Origin of the sequence: Streptosporangium sp. NPDC006930 (assembly GCF_040635605.1) — a bacterium.
Classification (GTDB): domain Bacteria; phylum Actinomycetota; class Actinomycetes; order Streptosporangiales; family Streptosporangiaceae; genus Streptosporangium.
This window is the reverse complement of the sequence record NZ_JBEYID010000008.1, coordinates 124,056-144,935: the sequence shown is the minus strand read 5'-3', so window position 1 is coordinate 144,935 and position 20,880 is coordinate 124,056. Positions and strand designations below refer to the sequence as shown.

Below are 20,880 nucleotides of genomic sequence, written 5' to 3'. Positions count from 1 at the left end.
AGAGTGGCCTGATCAATTTGGCCGTTTTTGGCGCTGGGACAGGGCCGCTCCCGCTTCTAAGGTAAGCCACATGGACATTCTCGTACTCGACCGGCGAGCGGGCGGCGCGTTGGGCAAGGTCGTCGCCGCTGTCACCCCTGAGGATCTCGGGTGAATCCCGTGAGGAGCTTCGTCGCGATCGGCGACAGTTTCACCGAGGGGGTCGGTGACCCGCTTCCCGACGGCACGTTCCGGGGATGGGCGGATCTCGTGGCGGCGGATCTCAGCTCGCCCGGCTTCGGCTACGCGAACCTGGCCATTCGGGGGCGCAGGTTCGACGAGGTCGCCGCGGAGCAGGTGGAGGCGGCGGTGGCGATGAACCCGTCGCTCATCAGCGTCGCGGCGGGCGGCAACGACGCGCTGCGGCGTGGTTTCGACGCGGCCGCGATGCACGACCGCTTCGACCGGGTGGTCGGCCGTCTGCGCGCGTCGGGCGCGGACGTGGTGCTCTTCCGGTTTCCCGACATGAGCGTGCGACTCCCCCTGCCCCGAGTGCTGCGACCCCGCATCATCGCGATGAACGACCTGGTCACGGAGGTGGCCGGGCGACGCGGGACCTACCTGGTCGACCTGTTCGGCGACCGGGCGTTCGACGGTCACGAACTGTGGAGCGAGGACCGCCTGCACCTCAACCCGCTGGGCCACCGCCGGGTCGCCGACCATGTCCTGGCCACGCTCGGCCGCACCGCCGCTCCTCCCCCCGCCGGCCTGCCTGGAAGCCGATCGGCGCCGCTCGCCGATCTCCGCTGGGCGGCGACACACCTCACCCCCTGGCTGCGCCGCCGCATGACGGGCCGTTCCTCAGGCGACGGGGTTCTTCCCAAACGTCCCGTCCTGACGGGCGGGTTCGAACACGCGTGGGATCGTGCCGGTGAGCGGGGCGACCTCGTCGAGTGAGGCGTCGTCGCCCACGACTCTCGATGACATCGACCAGTGCCCCCTCGTCGCCCTCGAACAGGGCGGTGTTGCGCTTGGCCCGCTGCCGGAGCCGGTCGCGCATGATCACCTCGCACCCGGCTGGCCCGTCGCCGCGCAGGAAGAGCGCGGAGACCTCCCGCTCGGCCAGGCAGCCCTCCAGACAGGTGCGGACCCCGGCGATGAACAGCCTCACTGGACGGAGCCGTCTCTGCTCAACCTGCCCCTTCTACCTTTTTCTCATAAAGGGTAGGTAGAACGATGCCGTGAACGAACACTCCGGCGCGAAGGTGCTGGTCGTCGACGACGAGCCGAACATTCGCGAGTTGCTGTCCGAGGCCCTGGAACTGAACGGCTTCTCCGTGCGGACCGCGGCGGATGGCCGCCGGGCGCTGGAGGCGGTGGCCCGAGAGCGGCCCGACATCGTCGTGCTGGACGTGATGATGCCCGGCCTGGATGGGTTCACAGTCGCGCGCAGGCTCCACGAAACCGGTGACAGCCCCATGCTGCTCTTTCTGACCGCCAAGGACGCGGTGTCCGACCGGATCGCAGGGCTGACCGCCGGTGGTGACGACTATGTGACCAAGCCTTTCAGCCTGGAAGAGGTGCTCCTGCGGCTGCGGGCGATCATGCGCAGGATGCGGCCCGCACAGGAGCAGGCCGACGACGGCGTGCTGCACTACGCCGACCTGGAACTCGACGAGCAGGCCCACACCGTACGGCGGGCGGGGCGGGCGATCCACCTGTCGCCGACGGAGTTCAGCCTGCTGCGCTACCTGATGATCAACGCCGAGCGGGTGGTCAGCAAGGCGCAGATCCTCGACCGTGTGTGGGACCACGCCTTCGACGGCGAGAGCAGGATCGTGGAGTCCTACATCAGTTACCTGCGGCGGAAGATCGACGCTGACGGCCCGCCACTGATCCACACGTTGCGTGGCGTCGGCTACCGGTTGCAGAGGTTCTCGTGAGACGGGCCTGGCCCCTGCGACATCGGCTGCTGGCCGCGCTGCTCGGTCTGTGCGCGGTCGGGCTGGCGACGTTCGCCACCGCGAGTGTGCTGCTACTGGAGCGTTCGTTGCTGTCCAAGGTGGACGCCCAGCTGACCGAGACGGTCATCGTCTTCGGCCGGCGTCCGCTCCCGCCTCCGCCTCCGCCATCGGTGGATGGGGGGCAGTCCGTTCAGATCCCCACCCAGTTCAAGATCGCCTTTTACCACCCTTCCGGGACCCTGCTGCGCAGTCTTCCCGCCGAGAACGGTGACGGACCGATCATCCCCAAAGCGGCGATATCCACCATCCCGCGAGGCCCCATCACCGTGCCCGCCACGGAGACGGGTCAGTGGCGGGTGCTGGTGAGGAGCCTGCCCGACGGCACCAGGCTGACCGTGTCGATGTCGCTGGAGCCCAACCAGGCGACCGTGCACCAGATCCTGGTCATCGAGGCGGCGGCGGGTAGCCTGGTGCTACTGCTGCTCGGCACGCTCGCCTTCGCCGTGGTACGGCTGGGCCTGCGCCCGCTGACCCGCATGGAACAGACCGCAGAGGCCATCGCAGGCGGAGACATCGACCGCAGGGTCGGCGACACCGACCCCGACACCGAGACAGGCCGTCTCGGTGGCGCGCTGAACACCATGCTGGAGCGCCTGGCCACCGCGCTACACGAGTCCGAGCGCTCCGAACGGCGACTGCGGCACTTCGTCGCCGACGCCTCCCATGAACTGCGCACCCCGCTCACCTCCATCAGGGGCTTCGCCGAGCTTTACCATCACGGCCAGGACGCCAGGGATCCGGCGGCCGAGCGGCTGCTGCGCAGAATCGAGGCCGAGGCCGAGCGCATGGGCGTCCTGGTGGAGGACATGCTGCTGCTGGCCAGGCTGGACCAGGAGCCCGCGCTGGAGCCCAGCGTCGTGGACCTGCACGTGCTGGCCGGAGACGTGGTGCACGCCGCTCGCGCCCGCGATCGCGAACGGCCGATCCGACTGATCATCTCCGACGGGCCGGTCTTCGTGCGCGGCGACGAGCGCCGCCTGCATCAGGTCATCGCCAATCTGGTCGGCAACGCCATCCAGCACACCTCTTCCGGCACCGAGATCAGCCTCACCGTCGCTCCGCGAGCGGTTACCGGGGTCCTCACCCCCGGTGTCGTGCACGCCGGTACCGGACCCGCCCCCCACCGCGGAGCCGCACTACTCGAAGTGCGAGACGAGGGGCAGGGCATCGATCCCGAGCATCTGCCATACCTGTTCGACCGCTTCTACCGTGCCGATCCGGACCGCTCCCGTGACAGCGGCGGGACCGGGCTGGGCCTGGCCATAACCGCCGCGCTCGTGCAGGCGCACGACGGCCGGATCGAGGTGACCAGCACGCCTGGCCGCGGCACCACCTTCCGCGTGCTTCTCCCGCTGGAGCAGCCCCAGGACAGCTGAACGTCCACAGGCAGTTCACCTTCCCGTCGGATGCGGTTCACACATTGTTCCCAGCTTGGTGCTGTCAGATGTGCGCTGACGAAAGGAGAAACATGCTGGCAAGATTCCGCAAACCAGCCGTCTCCGTGGCTCGCGACAGCGATCGAAGCACATCCGGCACCGAACCAGCCGATGACCCAGCCGGTGATCAGGGTCACCGGCTGCGGGCACCGAGCAAGCTGCACGCCTTCAACCGGTACGAGATCAAGTACCTCGTGGCGGCCTCGGAGGCGGTCACGCTCAGGAAAGAGATCGAGCAGCGACTGGATCGCGACCGTCACAGCGGCCAGGAGGGGTACGGCATCTGGAGCGTCTACTACGACACCCGGCAGTTGCGCTTTTACTGGGAGAAGATCGAGGGGCTGAAGTTCCGCAGGAAGCTGCGGGTGCGCCACTACGGCGACCGGTTCACCCTGCGGGACGACACTCCGGTGTTCGTCGAGATCAAGCAGCGAGTCAACCGGGTCACGCAGAAGCGCCGGGTGAGCCTGCCCTACAGGGACGCGCTGCGCCTGTGTGACGGCCGGCAGATGGTCGAGCACGAGCCATCCCAGCGTGCGTTCCTGCAGGAGGTGCTCGACCTCTCCTTGCGTCTGGACCTGCGGGCTGTCGCGATGACCGGTTACACCCGGCACGCCTACGTGGGCCGCGACGCCGACGTAGGCCTGCGCGTCACCTTCGACAACCGCATCCGGGGCCGTGACCGCGACTTCCACCTGGGCGCCGACGCCGAGAACAGGCTCATCGTCCCCGCTCACATGTCCATCGTCGAGGTCAAGGCCAACGAGCGCGTGCCGTACTGGCTGACCGACCTGACCGCCAAACGGAACCTGCAGGTGGTCCGGGTCTCCAAGTACTGCCAGAGCGTGGAGGCGCATGGGCTCGCTCCCCGCTCGGTCTTTCACATTCCCGACCACGATCTCGATCTCGGCCGCCATCAGCCGACCGTTCTCTCGGAGGCATGACTCCCCATGGACTTCTCGTTCCAGGACCTGTCCGGCACGTTCAGCGTGGCCGACATCGCGATCGCGATGTCGCTGTCGTTCGTGCTCAGCGCGATGATCGGCTGGGTTTACCGGGCCACGCACCGCAACGTGTCCTACAGCCAGTCCTACGTGCAGACGCTGGTCATCCTGGGCATGCTGATCTCGCTGATCATGCTGGTCGTCGGCTCGAACATCGCCCGCGCCTTCGCCCTGGTCGGCGCGCTCTCGGTGGTGCGGTTCCGTAATGCCATCAAGGAGACGCGTGACGTCGGGTTCATCTTCCTCGTCATGGGCATCGGGATGGCCGTCGGTACCCGCTTCTACCTGCTGGCCATCGTCGCCGCCGTGGCGATCTCGCTGATCATCATGGTCATGCACCGGTTCAACTGGTTCCAGCTCAACGTACGGCGGCAGGTGGTCAAGGTGCAGGTTCCCACGGATGAGGACTACACCGCGGTCATCCAGGATGTGCTCATCCGGCACACCGAGGAGTTCGAACTGGTCAGCATGGAGTCGATCCGAGGTGGCGCGCTGACAGAGCTGATGTACACCGTGAAGATCAAAAAGGGCAGCGAGCCCGCCGATGTGATGGCCGCGCTGCGCGAGCGCAACCACGGCCAGTCGGTCACTGTCTTGACCGGGTACGACCAGAGCGACCTGTAAGGCGACACCATGGCGCAGTTCAAACATCGCATCCCGGTCAAACTCCGGCACAACTGGAAGCTGGTCGCGCTGTGCGCGGCGTTCCTGGCCCTGTGCTGGGGTGTGCTCGGCAGCGGGATGATCCGCCCGTACGTCACCGTCTCCCAGAGCGCCAAGGCTGAGACCGTCATCACGAACGTGACCGGCACCAAAGAGCTCTTCGACACCTCCGTGGCGCACGAGGTGAAGATCACCTTCACCGACGCGGCCTATGAGGACATGCTGAACGAGTACTTCAAGGACGGCGACAAGAAGTATGTCGAAGCCGATCTGACCATCGACGGCACCCGCATCCCCAGCGTGGGCATTCGGCTCAAGGGCAACTCCACTCTGGCCGGGCTGACCTGGAAGGGACAATCCAAGCAACGGAGCATGCCTGGCGGCGGGCAACGACGCGGAGGTATGCCAGAGGGGTTCCAACCACCCGAGGGGTTCCAACCACCCGAAGGCGGTGAGCCGAATGGCGACCAGCCCAGAGGTGGCGGGTTCGGCGCGTCTTTGAAGGGCGAGGAGCCTGAGAACCTGCCGTGGCTGATCAGCTTCGACGAGTTTGTGGAGGGCCGCCGCTACCAGGGGCACAACCAGGTGGCGGTACGGCCGGCCGCGATGGGCTCGACGACGATGCTGAACGAGGCACTGGGCATCGCACTGGTCGGTGCCTCCGGTGAGCCTACCCAGCGTTCCATCCACAGCGCCTTCACCGTTAACGGCCGCACCTCGACACCGCGCCTGATCGTGGAATACCTCGACGAGGGCTATGCGGAAAACCTCGGCGACGGCGTGCTGTACAAGTCGTTGGCCAGCGGCTCCTTCACTTACAAGGGCGAGGACCAGACCGGGTACACCAACGACTTCAAGCAGATCAACAAGGTCGGCGTCCAGGATCTGCAGCCGGTCATCGATCTGGTCAAATGGGTGAACGAGGCCTCCGACCCCGAATTCGCCTCAGACCTGGGCGAGCGTTTGGACGTGGAGTCGTTCGCCCGTTATCTGGTCCTGCAGAACCTCATGGTCAACTTCGACGACATGGCTGGGCCCGGACGCAACTACTACCTGTGGTACGACCTGGACACCAAGAAGTTCAAAGTCATCACCTGGGACCTCAACTTCGCCTTCAACGGTAACGCCAAGAGTGGTGTGAACGACACGATCTCGATGGGCGGCCGAGGACGCCCCCAGCAAGGCCAGCCGAACCAGAGTGCCACCCCACCCCAGAATGGCCGGCCGGAGCGTCCGCAAGGTCCAGAAGGCGGCGGCATGATGCGCTTGGGCCATCCTCTGAAGGAGAAGTTCCTCAAGAACGCCGCCTTCAAGAAGATCTACCAGGACCAGTATCGCGCTCTGTACACCGAACTGCTCGGCAACGGCACCGCATCCGGCCTGCTCGACGATCTCGTCACGTCCTACAAGCTGAACGAGAACGCCGACACCGCCAAGGCCGACACCGAGGCACAGAAGCTGCGCACGTTCCTGACCACCCGCACTCAGACACTGCGGTCCGACAAAGCGATCAGCGGCGGTTAGGGTTCTCGCGATCACGCGAGGGCCCTGAGGAGGGAGCTGGACCGAAGCCCGGAAGCGACCGCGGCCCAACCGTTCTCCGACAGACCGGTCTGCCGGAGAACCGTCCCTTCGCCCTTTCAGGAATCACACAGGTCATGTGCGTAACGATGATCACGCACATGATCGACCAAGGGCCGGTGCCGGTCACCTGACGATCACGTGACCGGCTCTCTAGGAGGTGTTCTTCGGCAGTTGTTTGAGGGACCCGGCCAGGGTGGACAGCTCGTCCCACGGGGCGGTGCCGGTGACGACGATCGTGACGTCCGGCAGGAACCGTACGAGGGAGCGCTGGTTCTTGTCCTCGCGGACGCGCTGTTCCCAGGTGACGCCGTTGATCTGGACGGTGCCGGTGACCGTGGAGGTGTTGGAGAGCCGGTTGGCGAACTCGGCCTCGGGCTTCTCGTCGCTCTGGGCGAGCATCGCGTGGAAGCGCTTCGCGGTGGCGAAGCCGAGCCTCCAGGTCGTGACGCCGTTCGCGTTCGTGTTCCTGGAGCTGTTCGGGACCCATCCGGCGGCGACGGGCTCGGGTGCCCACACCAGGAAGGGCGCCGTACGGCGCAGGTCGGCGAGGGCGATCGAGTAGTCGACCCTGGGGATGTGCTCGGTCCTGCTTTGCGGCGTGACCAGCAGGAACAGGCCGACGGCGGCCAGACAGACCGCCATCGCGAACACGTAGCCGTAGAAGCCCTGGGTGAACTTTCGCACGACTGTCGACACTATCCGTTCGGGTGGGTGGTCGGTCCTCAGGGGCGGTGGATCCGGGCGATGATGGTCAGCACGTCTTCGACGAGTGCCCGGGAGGCGTCCTCGTCGTCGGAGAGGGCGACTTCGGAGACGGCGGCGGCGAGCGCGCCGGTGAGGACGACGACCAACGCCCCCTCGTCGCCCTCGAACAGGGCGGCGTTGCGCTTGGCCCACTGCCGGAGCCGGTCGCGCATGATCACCTCGAACCCGGGCGGCCCGTCGCCGCGCAGGAAGAGCGCGGAGACCTCCCGTTCGGCCAGACAACCCTCCAGGTAGGCGCGGGCCCCGGCGATGAACAGCCGCATCGGGTCGCTCTCGCCCTCCGCCCTGGCGTCCTGGACCGCCTGCTTGGTCCGCTGGGTCTGACGAGTCTGGAACTCCTCGAAGAGCGTGAGATAAAGATCGGCTTTACCGGAAAAATGATGGTAAAGACTTCCGACACTCGCTCCCGCGCGGGCGACGACGTCGGTGACCCCGGTCTCGGCGAAACCGCTTGTGACGAAGATCTCCCTCGCGGCGGACAGGAGCGCGACGCGCGTGGCGGCACCCCGCTCGGATGTCCGCGCACCCACGCCTTTCACCAGCCGTTCCGTGTCGCTGCTCATGGTGGGCACATTATCCTCCGCCGACCGGTCAGAGGGGGGCCAACTACGATCGTTGCATTGACACGAGAGGGGTTTCCCACCATGTCCGATGAGACGTCCGTTCCCGACGCCCTCGCCACGGGAGAACACGCACCCGATCGCAACCTCGCCTTGGAACTGGTCCGGGTCACGGAGGCGGCCGCGATGGCCGGTGCCCGCTGGGTCGGGCGAGGCGACAAGAACGGCGCCGACGGCGCCGCGGTGAACGCGATGCGCCAGTTGATCAACACGGTGTCCATGAGCGGTGTGGTGGTGATCGGCGAAGGTGAGAAGGACAACGCGCCGATGCTCTACAACGGCGAGCAGGTGGGTGACGGCAGTGGCGCGGCGTGCGACGTGGCCGTGGACCCGATCGACGGCACCCGGCTCACCGCGCTCGGCATGCCCAACGGCATCTCGGTGATCGCGGTCAGCGAGCGCGGCTCGATGTACGACCCCTCGGCCGTCTTCTACATGGACAAGCTGGTCACCGGCCCCGAGGCCGCCTCGTCGGTCGACATCAACGCGCCGGTGGCGGACAACATCGCCGCGGTGGCCCGCGCCAAGGGCGGCGTGCCCTCGGACGTGACCGTGGTCGTCCTCGACCGGCCCCGCCACGAAAAGATCATCCAGGAGATCCGGGAGGCCGGGGCCCGGATCAGGCTCATCACCGACGGTGACGTGGCCGGTGCGATCATGGCGGCCAGGGTCGGCACGGGCGTCGACCTGATGCTCGGCATCGGCGGCACCCCGGAGGGCATCATCGCCGCGTGCGCGCTCAAGTGCCTCGGCGGTGTCATCCAGGGCAGGCTCTGGCCGCAGGACGACGCCGAGCGCCGCCGGGCGCTGGACGCGGGCCTCGACCTCGACGCCACGCTGAGCACCGACGACCTGGTCAGGTCCGACGACGTGTTCTTCGCGGCCACCGGGATCACCGACGGCGAGCTGATGCAGGGCGTCCGCTACCGCGCGGGGAGGGCCATCACCAGCTCCCTGGTGATGCGCGGTCGTTCGGGGACGATACGGAAGATCGAGAGCGAGCACCAGCTCTGGAAGCTGCGGGCCTACAGCGCGATCAACTTCGACAGCGCCAGCTGAGAACCGGGCGCCGGAGCCGGGATTCCCCTTCGGCCGAGGAGCGCCCTCAGTGGGGCGCCCCTCGGCGGGGGCTCCCGGTGAAGAGGGCGCGGCGGAAGAGCGATCGCGGCCGGCAAAAGGCCACGAAAGACCAGGAAAACCGCGTCGGCGGCTGATCCGGGAACGGTGTCAGCGGCGGAACCAGGAGCGGCGGGGACGCTTGGGAGACTTCGCCACGATGCTCCCCAGCGTGACGACGCCGGTGATCTCGATGACCGGCCCGTCGGGTGAGGCTGGAACCTGGTTCTTCTTGCCCCCCATGTACGACGAGGCGGGCATCTCGATCCGCACGCCCTCGGGGACGATCAGGGTGAGGGTGCCGCCCATCACGGTGACGTGCAGGGTCACGTGGCTGGACTGCAGCAGCGCGTCACACAGGTCGAGCTTGACGTTCGCGCAGATGGCGGTGGCCGTGAACCGGGTCGGCACCACCCATCGGCCGGAACGCTCCTCGGAGCCGAAGAACGCCGCCACCGGGCGGACGTCGGTGCGCAGCGGCTGCGCCTCGGGCGGGAGCAGGTCGGCGGTGAGCGCGGAGAGCTCTCCCAGCGTGCGGGCGCGGTAGAGGGTCTCGGTGCGCTCGTCGTACTCCGCGTGGTCGAGACGCCCGTCGGCGAGCGCGTCGGCCAGCACGGCGGCCACTCTCTCGCGGTCGACGTCTCCGGCTCTCAGGTCGGCGGGACGCGGCTGGGGACCGGTATGACGGACGGCGGGGGGACGGGGACTCTCCACCCTTCGACCATAATCCCTGTGGAGGCTCCGGCAGCGGTGCGAGTGCGCCGGCATGCCCGTGAGCCGGAACATCCGGCGCGACGGACCGGCGAAAACCGGTAGATCATCGGCCATTGACCGCCGGGTACCTCGCCCATACCCTGACGGAAACTTGAATCCCCCTCATGTTCCCCGGAGGTCGTCATGCCGACCCCACGTGACAGGCAGGCGCGCGTGGCGACCTGGGCGGCGTTCTTCGTCCAGGGGCTCTGCTTCGCCACCCTGCTCACCCATGTGATCGACCTCCAGCACAAGTTCGGGCTCAGCGACGGCGACCTCACCCTGGTCCTGCTGCTCGTACCGGTGATCGCCGGGGTCGGCAGCGCGGTCGCGGGTCTCCTCGCGAGCCGGTACGGCAGCGCCCCGGTTTTGCGGATCGCCCAGGTCGGCGTCTGCGCCACCGTGGTCCTGACGGGCTGGAACGAGCAGCTCGCCGGGCTGTACGCCCTCAGCGCCGCGTTCGGCCTGTTCGTCGGCGCGGTGGACGCGGCGATGAACATGCAGGCGGTCGCGGTCGAGCGCCGGTACGGCATGAGCGTGCTGACCGGTTTCCACGCGGTGTGGAGCATCGGCTCGATGCTGGGCGCGGGGTTCAACTCCGCCTTCAGCGCGCTCGGCGTCGAGCTGGGCTGGTCCTTCTCCGTCCCCGTGCTGATCGGCGCGGCGATCTCGATCGTCATGCTCCCCCGGCTCTACGGGCGGCAGGAGGAGAGGTCCGGTGAGCGGGCCGCGCACGTGACGGCCCGGGTGCCGTGGCGGCCGATCATCCCGCTCTGCCTGGCGATGGCGTTCCTGTACGTCGGTGACGCGGCGGTGTCCAACTACAGCACGGTCTACATGGAGAAGGCGCTGACGGCGAGCGGCTGGCTGGTGCCGTTCGCCTACCTCGTCTACCAGGCGACCATGCTGCTGGTGCGGGTCCCCGGCGACCTCGCCGTACGGAGGTATGGACCGGCGCCGGTGGTCCGCGTGGGCGCGGTGATCGCGGCCGTCGGCACGCTCGGAGTCGTCGTCGCGCCCGGCGTCGCGGTGGCCGTCGTGTCGTTCGGCCTGATCGGCGTCGGCCTGTCCGTCATCGCCCCGCAGTCGTTCTCGGCCGCGGGGCGGCTGGGCGCCGGGGCGGAGACCGCGATCGCGCGGGTCAACATGTTCAACTACGTCGGCTTCCTCGTCGGTGCCGCCGTGGTCGGAACGCTCAACGACCTGGTGAGCGTCCGGGTGGCGTTCGTACCGGCGGCCGTCCTGGTGGCCCTGATCGTGTTCCTCGCCAGGGGCTTCCAACCCGATCTGGAACCCTCGGACGACCGTGGCCCCGGGAGAGCCCCGCAGGAGCCCGCCGAACGGCCGTGACTCCGGTCCTGGTGATCAACCGGTCCGGCCGGGCGGCTCGCCGTCGCCTCCGGCCGCGCGAGGCTCGCCCGGATCTCGTCGTCAGCCCGGTCGGCCGCTCCCGTCGCCGGTGAGCTTCCTCAGGTACGCCAGGCTCTCGCGGACGTTCTCCCTGGGCGCGGCGGAACCGCCGGGCTCCCCGGGGCCACCGGGACCGTCCGAACCGTTTTTGGCGGGCTCCAGCACGATGTTCTGTTCCAGGACGTACCAGCCGCCGTACCCGGCCGCCGTCAGGCCGCCGACGACGGCGGGGAGGTCCACGTCGCCCCCGCCCAGCGGGCGGTAGAGGCCGTTTCTCACGGCCCGGGTGTGGGTCAGCTCGCCCGCCCTGACCCGCTCGGCCATCGCGGCGTCCACGTCTTTGAGGTGGACGTGCGCGATCCGTTCCGCGGCGTGGGAGACCAGTTCGGCGGGGTCGGTGCCGCCCGCGAGGAGATGGCCGGTGTCCAGGCACAGCGGCATCGAGCTGTCGTCGAGCACCCGCTGGACCTCCTCACGGTTCTCCACCACGCTTCCGATGTGCGGGTGCAGGGTGACGGTCCTGCCGAACTCCTTGGCGTTCTTGAGGATCCGGCGCAGGTTGCCGGTGAGGGTCTTCCAGGCGGTGGCGTCCAGCTCCGGCCTGGGGTCGCGGCTCTCGCCACCGGTGGAGGCGGCGAGCACGAGCACGTCCACCTCGCCGTCCATGAAGGCGCGCATCGCGGCCCGGACGATCGGGAGCGGGTCGTGGTCGGCCTCGTGCAGGACGACGGGGACGAACCCGCCCACCGCGCGCAGCCCGTACTCCGCGAGCAGGGAGCGGCAGTGCGTCGGCGAGGGCGGCAGGAACCCGGCGGGGCCGAGTTCGGTGGCCGTCAGGCCGAGCTCTCTCATCTCGGCGAGCACCTGAGAACGATCCGGCTGCCGCCCCCAGCCCGGGCCCTCGCAGGCCCCCCAGGAGATGGGTGCGCCGGCCGTTCTCACCGGGGCTCCTTCGGCGGCGGAGCCGGACTCTCTCACAGGATCGCCTCTTCTCACATAATCACCTCCGTGACGCGCACCGCACGCCCCTCGCGCCGGGAGAGTCCCGCGGCCTCGGCGAGGCAGGGCGCCGCGAGGGTGTCCTCGACAGTGCGGTGACTCTCCGCTTCCCCCCGGACCACGCCGGGAAACGCGCTAATCCTGCGGATTCCCGATGGTTCAACACGCATTGTGCCTTTCGGGGAAGAAAGCGGTTGATCCCCAGTTCTAGGCGAGGACTGGGAAGCCGTCAAGAATTTGTCAGGACATAAGGACGATCCATCGGACCGTACGCGACGTCCACCGGAAGGCGTATCCACAGGTGGAAGGCCTGATCGTGGGGCGACTCAGCGGCGCGGGGCATCCGCGGGGACGCGGATCGCGAGACGGCTCGGCGGATGCCCGCGAGGACACGGATCGTGACCGCCGACCTCGGTGTCACCGACGACCGGATTCCCACGAGGACACGGATCACGAGGTGACTCAGCGGCGCAGGGCGTCCGCGAGGGCACCGACCATCGCGTCGGCGCGGTGGACGGGCAGCCGGGCGAAGCCCATCACCAGTGCGGGCGGACCCGGGGCGTATCGCATCGGACCCACCGGCTCGGCCGCCAGCCCGCACTCCTGGGCCGTCTCCGCCACCACCGCCTCGTTCCAGTCACGCGGCAGCTCGGCGAGCAGGTGGAGCCCGGCGGAGACACCCCGCACGGTGATCTCGGGAAGGTGCTCGCCGAGGGCGAGCGTGAAGGCGTCGCGGCGGGCGCGGTACTCCCGGCGCATCCTTCTCAGGTGCCGGTCGTAGCCGCCGGTCGTGATGAAGTCGGCCAGGACGTACTGCTCCAGGACGGGCGATCCCAGGTCCAGCTCGCCACGGGCCAGTCGCAGCGATCCGGCGATCTCGGGCGGGGCCGCCACCCAGCCCAGGCGGAGGCCGGGGGCGAGGGACTTGCTGACGCTCCCGATCAGGATCACCCGGTCGGCGGCCAGCCCCTGCAGGCAGCCCACCGGGTCGCGGTCGAAGCGGAACTCCGCGTCGTAGTCGTCCTCCAGGATCGCCGCGCCGGTCGCGACGGCCCACTCGATCAGCTCGGCGCGGCGGCGGGGCGAGAGCACGACCCCCGTCGGGTACTGGTGCGCGGGGGTGAGCAGCACCGCCCGCGCCCCGGTCGCGGCCAGTGCCCCGACGTCGACGCCCTCGCCGTCCACCGGGACGGCGACCAGGTCGGCGCCGGCGGCGTGCAGCAGAGGGAGCTGGCGCGCGCCCGCCGGATCCTCGACCGCGAGCCGAATCCGGCCGGGGGACGGCACGGGGTTCGCGGCCCCCCGGACGAACCAGCCGAGGTCGTGGGGGGACCGGGCTTGGGGGAGCCTGCCCGCGAGCGCCTGGACGGTGAGGCTCATCCCCTGGGCCACCCCGCTCACGATCACCAGGTTGTCCGGGCTCACGTCGGCCGCCCTCACCCTCCCGAGATAGGCGGCCAGTTCCTCGCGCAGCGTCGGGACACCGCCCAGGTCGCCGTAGTTCAGGGCCTCCGCGGGCAGCGTGGCGAGCGTCCTCCTCATCGAGGCCAGCCACCGCTGTCTGGGGAACGCCCCCAGGTCGGGCGCGGTGGAACGGCGCCCGCGGTACGGCCCGCGACCGCTCTCCTCCCCGCGGGCGGTGCGTGCCTTCGCGCGCGGCCGGGCCGGCGGCGTCGGGGAGGGACCGTCGAGGGGCGCGGGACGGCTCGCGGCGGGTGCCACGGTGGTTCCCGCCCCGATCCTGGAGATCAGGAAACCCTCGGCGACGAGCTGCTCGTACGCCTCGACCACCACGCCGCGAGAGAGCCCGAGATCCCTCGCCAGCTCGCGGCTGGCGGGCAGCCTCGCCCCGGCCGCCAGCCGCCCGCGCCGCACCGCCTCGCGGAGTTCGCGGGCGATCTGGGCGGCGACACCGCCCGCCGCCCTGTCGACGACGATGTGCAGGTCGGCCAATTGGTCCTCTGTTTCACCGCTGGATTGGACCCGACAAGAGTGCCATTGACTTCCTAGCATTCCGCACATGAACGTGGATGTCAGTACCGCCGCCCGGCGGGGACGGCGCGGCCCGGTCGAGGCCGCGACGGCGATGTTCCTGGTGGGCACCCTGGCAGGGGTCTCAGGAGTGATCGGGGAGTACCCCGTCTACGGCGGCCAGGCCCTGCGCTACCTGCTCGCGGCCATGATCCTGCTCACCGTCGCCCGGCTCGCGGGGCTGCGGTTCGTCCGCCTCACCCCCCGCGAGACGGCGCTGCTGGCGGCGTTGTCCCTCACCGGTTTGGTGATCTTCAACGTGTGCGTGATCGAGGCCACCCGGCACGGCGGTCCGGCCCTGGTCGGGACCGTCCTCGGCACCGTACCGCTCGCGCTCGCCCTGCTCGGCGGGCGCCCCTCGCCCCGGCTCGTCGGGGCGGCGGCGGTGGTCGTCGCCGGGGCGACGGTGGCGACCGGGCTCGGCAGCGGCGACCTGACCGGGCTGCTCTGGTCGCTGGGCGCGCTGGGCTGCGAGGTCTGCTTCTCCCTGCTCGCCATCCCGCTGCTGCCGAAGCTGGGAGCGGTGCGCGTCTCGGCGTACTCGGTGACGCTGGCCGTGCCGATGCTGGTGGTCGCCGGGCTGCTCGTGGACGGCGCCGCGATGATCCGGGTGCCGACGGCGCCCGAACTCGCGGGTCTGGGCTACCAGTCGCTGATCGTGACGAGCGTGGCGTTCTTCCTCTGGTACGACGCCCTGCCCCGGCTCGGCCCGGCGACCGCGGGACTGTTCGCCGGGCTGATCCCGGTCGGCGCCATCGCCACCGGCGCGATCCTCGGCCTCGGCGCACCCTCGGCACCCGACCTGCTCGGCGCCGCGCTCGTCGTCGCCGGCATCGTCATCGGCCTCAGCTCAGCGGGCTCACCCGCTGCGGGGGTACGTCGGCCGGCCGGGACGGGGCGACCCGCTGCCGGGGAATCTCGACCTGTTGGGGCAGGCTGACCTGCCGCGCGGACTCGCCGACCTGCCGCAGGGGCAGGGTCGTCACCCGCTGCGAGGGCAGGCTCGCCGGCCCGGAGGCGGTGTCTGGCTTCTGCTGGGAGAGGGTGAGCGGAGGTTCCGGCCAGCTCACCGGCCACTGCGGAATGCGTCCGCCGGTCTCCTTGATGCTCGTCAGCGTGATCGCTATCAGTGACACGGTGAGACCGACCATCACGAAGAGGGCCACGATCACCAGCATGACTGTGTTTCCTATGGTCATTGTCCATCTCCCCGCTTCCGCCGGACGCTCGGTCCGGCTCCTTCCAGCCTCCTCTTCATTTCGGACAAATAGCCATAAAAGACGCATAAGTCATCAACACTTGCCGCAAATATGTGTCTTTCATCTCATATGTCCGGCTGACCGTGCGCAACCCGACCGCGGGGGCCGAGCGCGAAACACGAGGCCGTACCCTCTAGGGAAAACGGCGCCCGCACGGAGGATCGACGACGATGCCCGAGTTCGACTACACCGACCTGCTTCCCCTGGGACCGGACGAGACGGAATACCGTCTGATCACCACCGAGGGGGTGCGGGTCGTCGAAGCCGCGGGACGCAGGTTCCTCGAGGTCGAGCCCGAGGCACTGAGGCTTCTCACCGAGAACGCGATCCACGACATCTCCCACTACCTGCGGTCGTCCCACCTCGCCCAGCTCCGCAAGATCATCGAGGACCCCGAGTCGAGCGGGAACGACCGCTTCGTCGCCCTCGACCTGCTGAAGAACGCCTCGATCTCGGCGGGCGGCGTGCTCCCGATGTGCCAGGACACCGGCACCGCGATCGTGATGGGCAAGCGCGGGCGCCACGTGCTCACCGACGGCGCCGACGCCGAGCACATCTCCCGCGGGGTGTACGACGCCTACACCCGCCTGAACCTGCGCTACTCCCAGATGGCCCCCCTCACCATGTGGGAGGAGAAGAACACCGGCTCCAACCTCCCCGCGCAGATCGAGCTCTACGCCGAGGACCCGGGCGGCCACCCCGACGAGTACAAGCTGCTCTTCATGGCCAAGGGCGGCGGCAGCGCCAACAAGTCCTTCATGTACCAGGAGACGAAGGCGGTGCTCAACGAGAAGCGGATGCTCCAGTTCCTGGAGGAGAAGATCCGCTCGCTCGGGACCGCCGCCTGCCCGCCGTACCACCTGGCGATCGTCGTCGGCGGCACGTCCGCCGAGTTCGCCCTGAAGACCGCCAAGTACGCCAGCGCCCGCTACCTGGACTCCATCCCCACCTCCGGCTCCCCCTCGGGTCACGGCTTCCGCGACACCGAACTGGAGGCCAAGGTCTTCGAGCTCACCCAGAAGCTCGGCATCGGCGCGCAGTTCGGCGGCAAGTACTTCTGCCACGACGTCCGCGTCATCCGCCTCCCCCGCCACGGCGCCTCCTGCCCCGTGGCCATCGCGGTCTCCTGCAGCGCCGACCGCCAGGCCCTGGCGAAGATCACCCCCGAGGGGGTCTTCCTGGAGCGGCTGGAGACCGACCCGGCGAGGTTCCTGCCGGAGACCACCGACGACCACCTCTCCGAAGACGTCGTCAAGATCGACCTCAACCGCCCGATGGCGGAAATCCTCGCCGAGCTGACCAGATACCCCGTCAAGACCCGCCTGTCACTGACCGGCCCGCTCGTGGTCGCCCGCGACATCGCCCACGCCAAGATCGACGAGCTTCTGGACGCGGGCGGCGAGATGCCCGAGTACCTCAAGAACCACGCGGTCTACTACGCCGGCCCCGCCAAGACCCCCGAGGGGTACGCCTCGGGCTCCTTCGGCCCCACCACCGCCGGGCGCATGGACTCCTACGTCGAACGCTTCCAGGCGGCCGGGGGCTCCAAGGTCATGCTCGCCAAGGGCAACCGCTCCAAGCAGGTCACCGACGCGTGCAAGGCCCACGGCGGCTTCTACCTCGGCTCCATCGGCGGCCCCGCCGCCCGCCTCGCCCAGGACTGCATCAAGAAGGTGGAGGTCCTCGAATACCCCGAGCTGGGCATGGAGGCCGTCTGGAAGATCGAGGTCGAGGACTTCCCCGCCTTCATCGTCGTTGACGACAAGGGTGAAGACTTCTTCGCCGACTCGACCGGCCCCGTCCTCACCATCGGCCGCCGCTGACCACACCCCCTGGCGAGACGCCGAGGGTCAGGACCCGCCGTACAGGCGCCCGAGGTCGACGAGTTCGACGTCGGAGCGCCGTGCGGCGGTGTGCGCGACACCTCGGGAACGACGGCCGCAACCGTCATTGGCGGGACCATCGCTCTGTCGGCCACCACTCCCGACGAGGACACCCCCCTCACCGCAACGTGCGGTCCGACTACGGAGAGAAGCCGTGAAGTCCGACCAATCCAGCAGATGTCACCCATTGTTTCCTAACAGTTACAAGCCTGAAAATCTGACTCAAGTTGGCAAGAAGATTCGGGCCTGTCTCTACTGGTCGCATTACGCAAATCGGTAAGCTGCACCACATGCGTGCGCCGCCCGGATACCTTCTCGCAGCGCGCTACCGGTTGTCCGAACCGGTTGGGCGCGGCGGCATGGGCACTGTTTGGCGTGCACACGACGAGTTGCTCAACCGCGAGGTGGCCGTCAAAGAGGTTCGCCTTCCCGTGATCCTCGACGAGGAGCTCCGCGCCGAGCTGTGCGCCAGGACCGAGCGCGAGGGGCGCGCGACCGCGATGGTCGCCCACCCCTCCGTCATCACGGTCTTCGACGTCGTCACCGAGGACGAGCGCCCCTGGATCGTGATGGAGCTGCTCCGCGCCAGGTCGCTGGAGCAGCTCCTCCAGGACCACGGCCCGCTGCCGCCCCGCCAGGTGGCGGAGATCGGCAGGCAGGTCCTGGGAGCGCTGCGTGCCGTGCACGCCAAGGGGATCCTCCACCGCGACGTGAAGCCGAGCAACGTCCTGGTGACCGACGACCGGGCCGTGCTCACCGACTTCGGCCTGGCCGCGCTCGAAGGAGACGTGTCGATCACCCAGGCGGGCATCGTGCTGGGCTCGGCCGGATACATCGCCCCCGAGCGCGTGCTGGGTGCCAAGGCCAGCCCGGCCGGCGACCTGTGGTCGCTCGGCGCGACCCTCTACACCGCCGTCGAGGGCCGGGGCCTGCACGGGCGCCGTACGGCCGCCGCCGCGCTCGCCGCGCTGACCAGTGGCGAGCCGATCCCCATGGAGCGGGCCGGACCGCTGACGCCGGTGCTGCGCGGCCTCCTCACGATCGACCCGAACGCCCGGCTCGACGCGGGACGCGCCCTGATGATGCTCGCCAGGGTGGCGGCCGGAGGACTGGTCGAGGAGTCCTTCTCCAGGCCCTCCACACGACCCGACACCAGGCCGTCCACGAGCGGGTCCGGCGGCAGGCCGTCCACGGGCGGGTCCGGCGGCAGATCGTCCTCTGGCGGATTCAACGTCAGGTCGTCCGCGAGCGGGTCCGACGGCGCGTCGGCCCCGCCGTTCAGCCGCCGCTCCCAGCACCGCGGGATGCACCGGGTCGGTTCCGCGCCGCCCCCGGCACCGCGCCCCTCGTCACCGGGGACGCCCCCACCGCCGTCGGGGCCTCCGTCCGGGCCGACACCTCAGCTCCGGGCGCACCGGCGCCCCGGTGAGGGGGTCCATCGGAAGCCAGTGGAGATTTCGCCAACCTACCGGCCACTTGTCCGTTTTATGACGCCCTTTATAAGGTTGGTCCTCCCACGTCTTCTCTGGCCGAGGGAACTCCGTAAGCGCGGGTAAAGCGCTTCTCAAGGTGGAATGGCTATCTTCTTCTCATGCCGGAACAGCAGACGCGTGTGCTCGCGGACCGTTACGAGCTGATCGCGCCGCTCGGCCGAGGCACGATGGGCACCGTTTGGAAAGCCCACGACCGTTCCCTCGGCCGTGAGGTCGCCATCAAGGAGATCCGTCAGGAGCCCGGCCTCAGCGAGGCGCAACGCGCCGAGCTTCGGGAGCGGATGATCCGCGAGGGTCGTACGGCCGCCCGCATCAGCCACCCCTCGGTGGCCACCGTCCACGACGCGATCGTCGAGGACGGCAGCCCCTGGATCATCATGGAGCTCGTACAGGCGCGCTCCCTGGAGCAGGTGATCGAGGAGGAGGGGCCCCTTCCACCCCGCCTCGTCGCCGAGATCGGGGCCGACCTGCTGGGGGCGCTCCGCGCGGCCCACGCCCAAGGGGTCCTGCACCGTGACGTCAAACCCGGCAACGTGCTCATCACCGAGAGCGGCCGGGTGGTCCTCACCGACTTCGGCATCGCGAAGGCGGAGGGCGACACGAGCCTCACCAAGACCGGCATGGTGATCGGCTCCCCCGGATACACCGCACCCGAGCGGGCCCGCGGCGAGCACACCGGGCCCGAGTCGGACCTGTGGTCCCTCGGCGCCACGCTGTACTTCGCGGTCGAAGGCCGCCCGGCCTACGAGCGGGCCTCCGTGGCGGAGACCCTGGCCGCGCTGATGAGCGAGCAGGTCGACCCGCCGACCCAGGCGGGACCGCTCCGCCCGGTGCTCGAACAGCTGCTGGAGAAGGACCACACGGCGCGGCTGACAGCCGCCCAGGCGGGGGCACTGCTGCGGGCGGTGGCCGACACCCCCTCACACCTCGCGGACTCCCTGCCCCCGGTCCCCGCGCCCGCCACGCCCCCTCCCGCGCCGTCCCCCTCGGCCTCCGCGCCCCCTTCCACGGCGGACACCGGGGACGCCAAGGACGGCGACGAGGACCCCGAGGACGGCGCCGACGATTTCGACGCCAATCGCACCGTGATGGTCATCCGTCCCAAGGACGGCCTGCGCATCCCCGGCGGCACACCGCCCGCCGCCCCCGGCCGCCCGACGACCTCGCCCTACCCTGACCGCCCGCCCTTCGGAGAGCCGGGCGGTCCGGCCGCGAGACGGCAGGGCCCTCCCGGTCTCGGAACCCCCGTCGCCCGAGGACCCGGCGCCTTCGGAAGGCCAGGCGCGTTCGAGGAGCCGGACGAGACGGCCTTCGCGGAGCCAGGAGCCGAGGCCGCGGCGACGCCACCCCACGGGTTCCCCGTGAGCGGCAGAGCCGATCTCTCCGCCACCCCGCCACACGGCTTCCCGCCGGTCGATCCGGAGTTCGGGAAGCCCGGCGCGGGAGGCCCGGGATCCGAAGCACCCCCTCCGCCGAGACTCGTCCCCGGCAACCGGCCCGGTCCCGGTAACCCCCCCGGCGTCGGCGGCTCACCCGACCATGCGGGGCCGGTCTCCTCACAGCCCTGGCGTCCGCCGGGCCCCGAGGCGTCCGACGGCGCCTACCGCTCCCCCGGCCTGGGCACCGACCTGTTCGCGATCGCGGGCCAGAACGCCCACCCCGACCCCGGTCGCCCCGGGCCGAGGAAACCGCCGTCGGAGAAGACCCGGATCGGCGTCCTCGTCCTGATGGGCGTGGCGGCGATCGCCCTCGTGGTGATCATGATCCTCGCGGTGGCCGCCCTCTTCTGAGAACCCCCTTCCGAGAACGTCCCGCGAGGGCGACCCCGTACCCGCCGTTTGATTTCCTCCTCAGGACGCAG

The 20,880-nt window shown here is 69.4% G+C and carries 18 protein-coding genes; 12 read left to right on the top strand and 6 right to left on the bottom strand.

Translation table 11 applies throughout. The annotated features are described in order from the left end of the window. Nucleotides 1-150: 150 nt before the first annotated feature. The 6 genes from ABZ664_RS16535 to ABZ664_RS16510 all read left to right on the top strand — a co-directional run bounded on the left by ABZ664_RS16535 (nucleotide 151) and on the right by ABZ664_RS16510 (nucleotide 6,630). Entirely contained in the window at nucleotides 151-936 is a 786-nt protein-coding gene (locus ABZ664_RS16535; RefSeq protein ID WP_362509601.1) for an SGNH/GDSL hydrolase family protein, read from the top strand. 284 nt (nucleotides 937-1,220) lie between these two features. Continuing rightward, on the top strand, nucleotides 1,221-1,922 hold the full coding sequence (locus tag ABZ664_RS16530) for a response regulator transcription factor (RefSeq protein WP_362509598.1): 702 nt from the start codon (nucleotides 1,221-1,223) through the stop codon (nucleotides 1,920-1,922). Next, the gene (locus tag ABZ664_RS16525; protein WP_362509595.1) at nucleotides 1,919-3,379 is read left to right on the top strand and encodes an ATP-binding protein; all 1,461 of its coding nucleotides are present in this window, start codon (nucleotides 1,919-1,921) and stop codon (nucleotides 3,377-3,379) included. The genes ABZ664_RS16530 and ABZ664_RS16525 overlap by 4 nt, the downstream gene beginning before the upstream one ends. Before the next feature lie 92 nt (nucleotides 3,380-3,471). Further along, nucleotides 3,472-4,383, top strand: a complete 912-nt coding sequence (locus ABZ664_RS16520; protein ID WP_362509592.1) for a polyphosphate polymerase domain-containing protein — start codon at nucleotides 3,472-3,474, stop codon at nucleotides 4,381-4,383. 6 nt (nucleotides 4,384-4,389) lie between these two features. Then, nucleotides 4,390-5,067: a DUF4956 domain-containing protein gene (locus tag ABZ664_RS16515; RefSeq protein ID WP_362509589.1), complete on the top strand. Its 678-nt coding sequence runs from the start codon at nucleotides 4,390-4,392 to the stop codon at nucleotides 5,065-5,067. 9 nt (nucleotides 5,068-5,076) lie between these two features. Beyond that, nucleotides 5,077-6,630: a CotH kinase family protein gene (locus tag ABZ664_RS16510; protein WP_362509586.1), complete on the top strand. Its 1,554-nt coding sequence runs from the start codon at nucleotides 5,077-5,079 to the stop codon at nucleotides 6,628-6,630. A 210-nt stretch (nucleotides 6,631-6,840) separates the two neighbouring features. On the opposite strand, the gene ABZ664_RS16505 is transcribed toward ABZ664_RS16510, so the two are convergent. Together ABZ664_RS16505 and ABZ664_RS16500 are read right to left on the bottom strand one after the other, a co-directional pair. Beyond that, the gene (locus tag ABZ664_RS16505) at nucleotides 6,841-7,374 is read right to left on the bottom strand and encodes a DUF4245 domain-containing protein (RefSeq protein ID WP_362509583.1); all 534 of its coding nucleotides are present in this window, start codon (nucleotides 7,372-7,374) and stop codon (nucleotides 6,841-6,843) included. Between the two features lie 38 nt (nucleotides 7,375-7,412). After that, nucleotides 7,413-8,018, bottom strand: coding sequence for a TetR/AcrR family transcriptional regulator (locus ABZ664_RS16500; protein ID WP_362509580.1), 606 nt, complete (start codon nucleotides 8,016-8,018; stop codon nucleotides 7,413-7,415). Between the two features lie 81 nt (nucleotides 8,019-8,099). On the opposite strand from ABZ664_RS16500, the gene glpX reads away from it, so the two are divergent. Continuing rightward, entirely contained in the window at nucleotides 8,100-9,134 is a 1,035-nt protein-coding gene (glpX, locus tag ABZ664_RS16495; protein WP_350947970.1) for a class II fructose-bisphosphatase, read from the top strand. Between the two features lie 168 nt (nucleotides 9,135-9,302). Here glpX and ABZ664_RS16490 read toward each other — a convergent pair whose 3' ends face one another. Continuing rightward, nucleotides 9,303-9,905 (bottom strand): DUF1707 domain-containing protein, encoded by a 603-nt coding sequence (locus ABZ664_RS16490; protein WP_362509577.1) that lies wholly within the window; start codon nucleotides 9,903-9,905, stop codon nucleotides 9,303-9,305. Nucleotides 9,906-10,088: 183 nt separating this feature from the next. Here ABZ664_RS16490 and ABZ664_RS16485 point away from each other — a divergent pair, with 183 nt between their 5' ends. Continuing rightward, nucleotides 10,089-11,294 carry an MFS transporter gene (locus tag ABZ664_RS16485; RefSeq protein WP_362509574.1) on the top strand — a complete coding sequence of 402 codons (1,206 nt, stop codon included), beginning with the start codon at nucleotides 10,089-10,091 and terminating at the stop codon, nucleotides 11,292-11,294. Between the two features lie 81 nt (nucleotides 11,295-11,375). On the opposite strand, the gene ABZ664_RS16480 is transcribed toward ABZ664_RS16485, so the two are convergent. Together ABZ664_RS16480 and ABZ664_RS16475 are read right to left on the bottom strand one after the other, a co-directional pair. After that, a complete protein-coding gene (locus ABZ664_RS16480) occupies nucleotides 11,376-12,296 on the bottom strand; it encodes a TIM barrel protein (protein ID WP_362509572.1) in 921 nt (306 codons plus the stop codon). Nucleotides 12,297-12,815: 519 nt separating this feature from the next. Then, the gene (locus tag ABZ664_RS16475; protein ID WP_362509569.1) at nucleotides 12,816-14,306 is read right to left on the bottom strand and encodes a PLP-dependent aminotransferase family protein; all 1,491 of its coding nucleotides are present in this window, start codon (nucleotides 14,304-14,306) and stop codon (nucleotides 12,816-12,818) included. Between the two features lie 67 nt (nucleotides 14,307-14,373). Between ABZ664_RS16475 and ABZ664_RS16470 the strand changes: the two genes are divergently transcribed. Further along, entirely contained in the window at nucleotides 14,374-15,324 is a 951-nt protein-coding gene (locus ABZ664_RS16470) for a DMT family transporter (protein WP_362509566.1), read from the top strand. Here ABZ664_RS16470 and ABZ664_RS16465 read toward each other — a convergent pair. Then, nucleotides 15,230-15,583 carry a hypothetical protein gene (locus tag ABZ664_RS16465; RefSeq protein ID WP_362509563.1) on the bottom strand — a complete coding sequence of 118 codons (354 nt, stop codon included), beginning with the start codon at nucleotides 15,581-15,583 and terminating at the stop codon, nucleotides 15,230-15,232. The two genes, ABZ664_RS16470 and ABZ664_RS16465, sit on opposite strands and share 95 nt — an antisense overlap. A 230-nt stretch (nucleotides 15,584-15,813) precedes the next feature. Between ABZ664_RS16465 and ABZ664_RS16460 the strand changes: the two genes are divergently transcribed. From ABZ664_RS16460 to ABZ664_RS16450, 3 genes are all read left to right on the top strand, one after another. Then, on the top strand, nucleotides 15,814-17,466 hold the full coding sequence (locus ABZ664_RS16460; RefSeq protein WP_362509560.1) for a fumarate hydratase: 1,653 nt from the start codon (nucleotides 15,814-15,816) through the stop codon (nucleotides 17,464-17,466). Nucleotides 17,467-17,816: 350 nt separating this feature from the next. Continuing rightward, a complete protein-coding gene (locus ABZ664_RS16455) occupies nucleotides 17,817-19,082 on the top strand; it encodes a serine/threonine-protein kinase (protein ID WP_362509557.1) in 1,266 nt (421 codons plus the stop codon). A 35-nt stretch (nucleotides 19,083-19,117) separates the two neighbouring features. Then, nucleotides 19,118-20,809 (top strand): protein kinase, encoded by a 1,692-nt coding sequence (locus ABZ664_RS16450; RefSeq protein ID WP_362509554.1) that lies wholly within the window; start codon nucleotides 19,118-19,120, stop codon nucleotides 20,807-20,809. Nucleotides 20,810-20,880 lie beyond the last annotated feature (71 nt).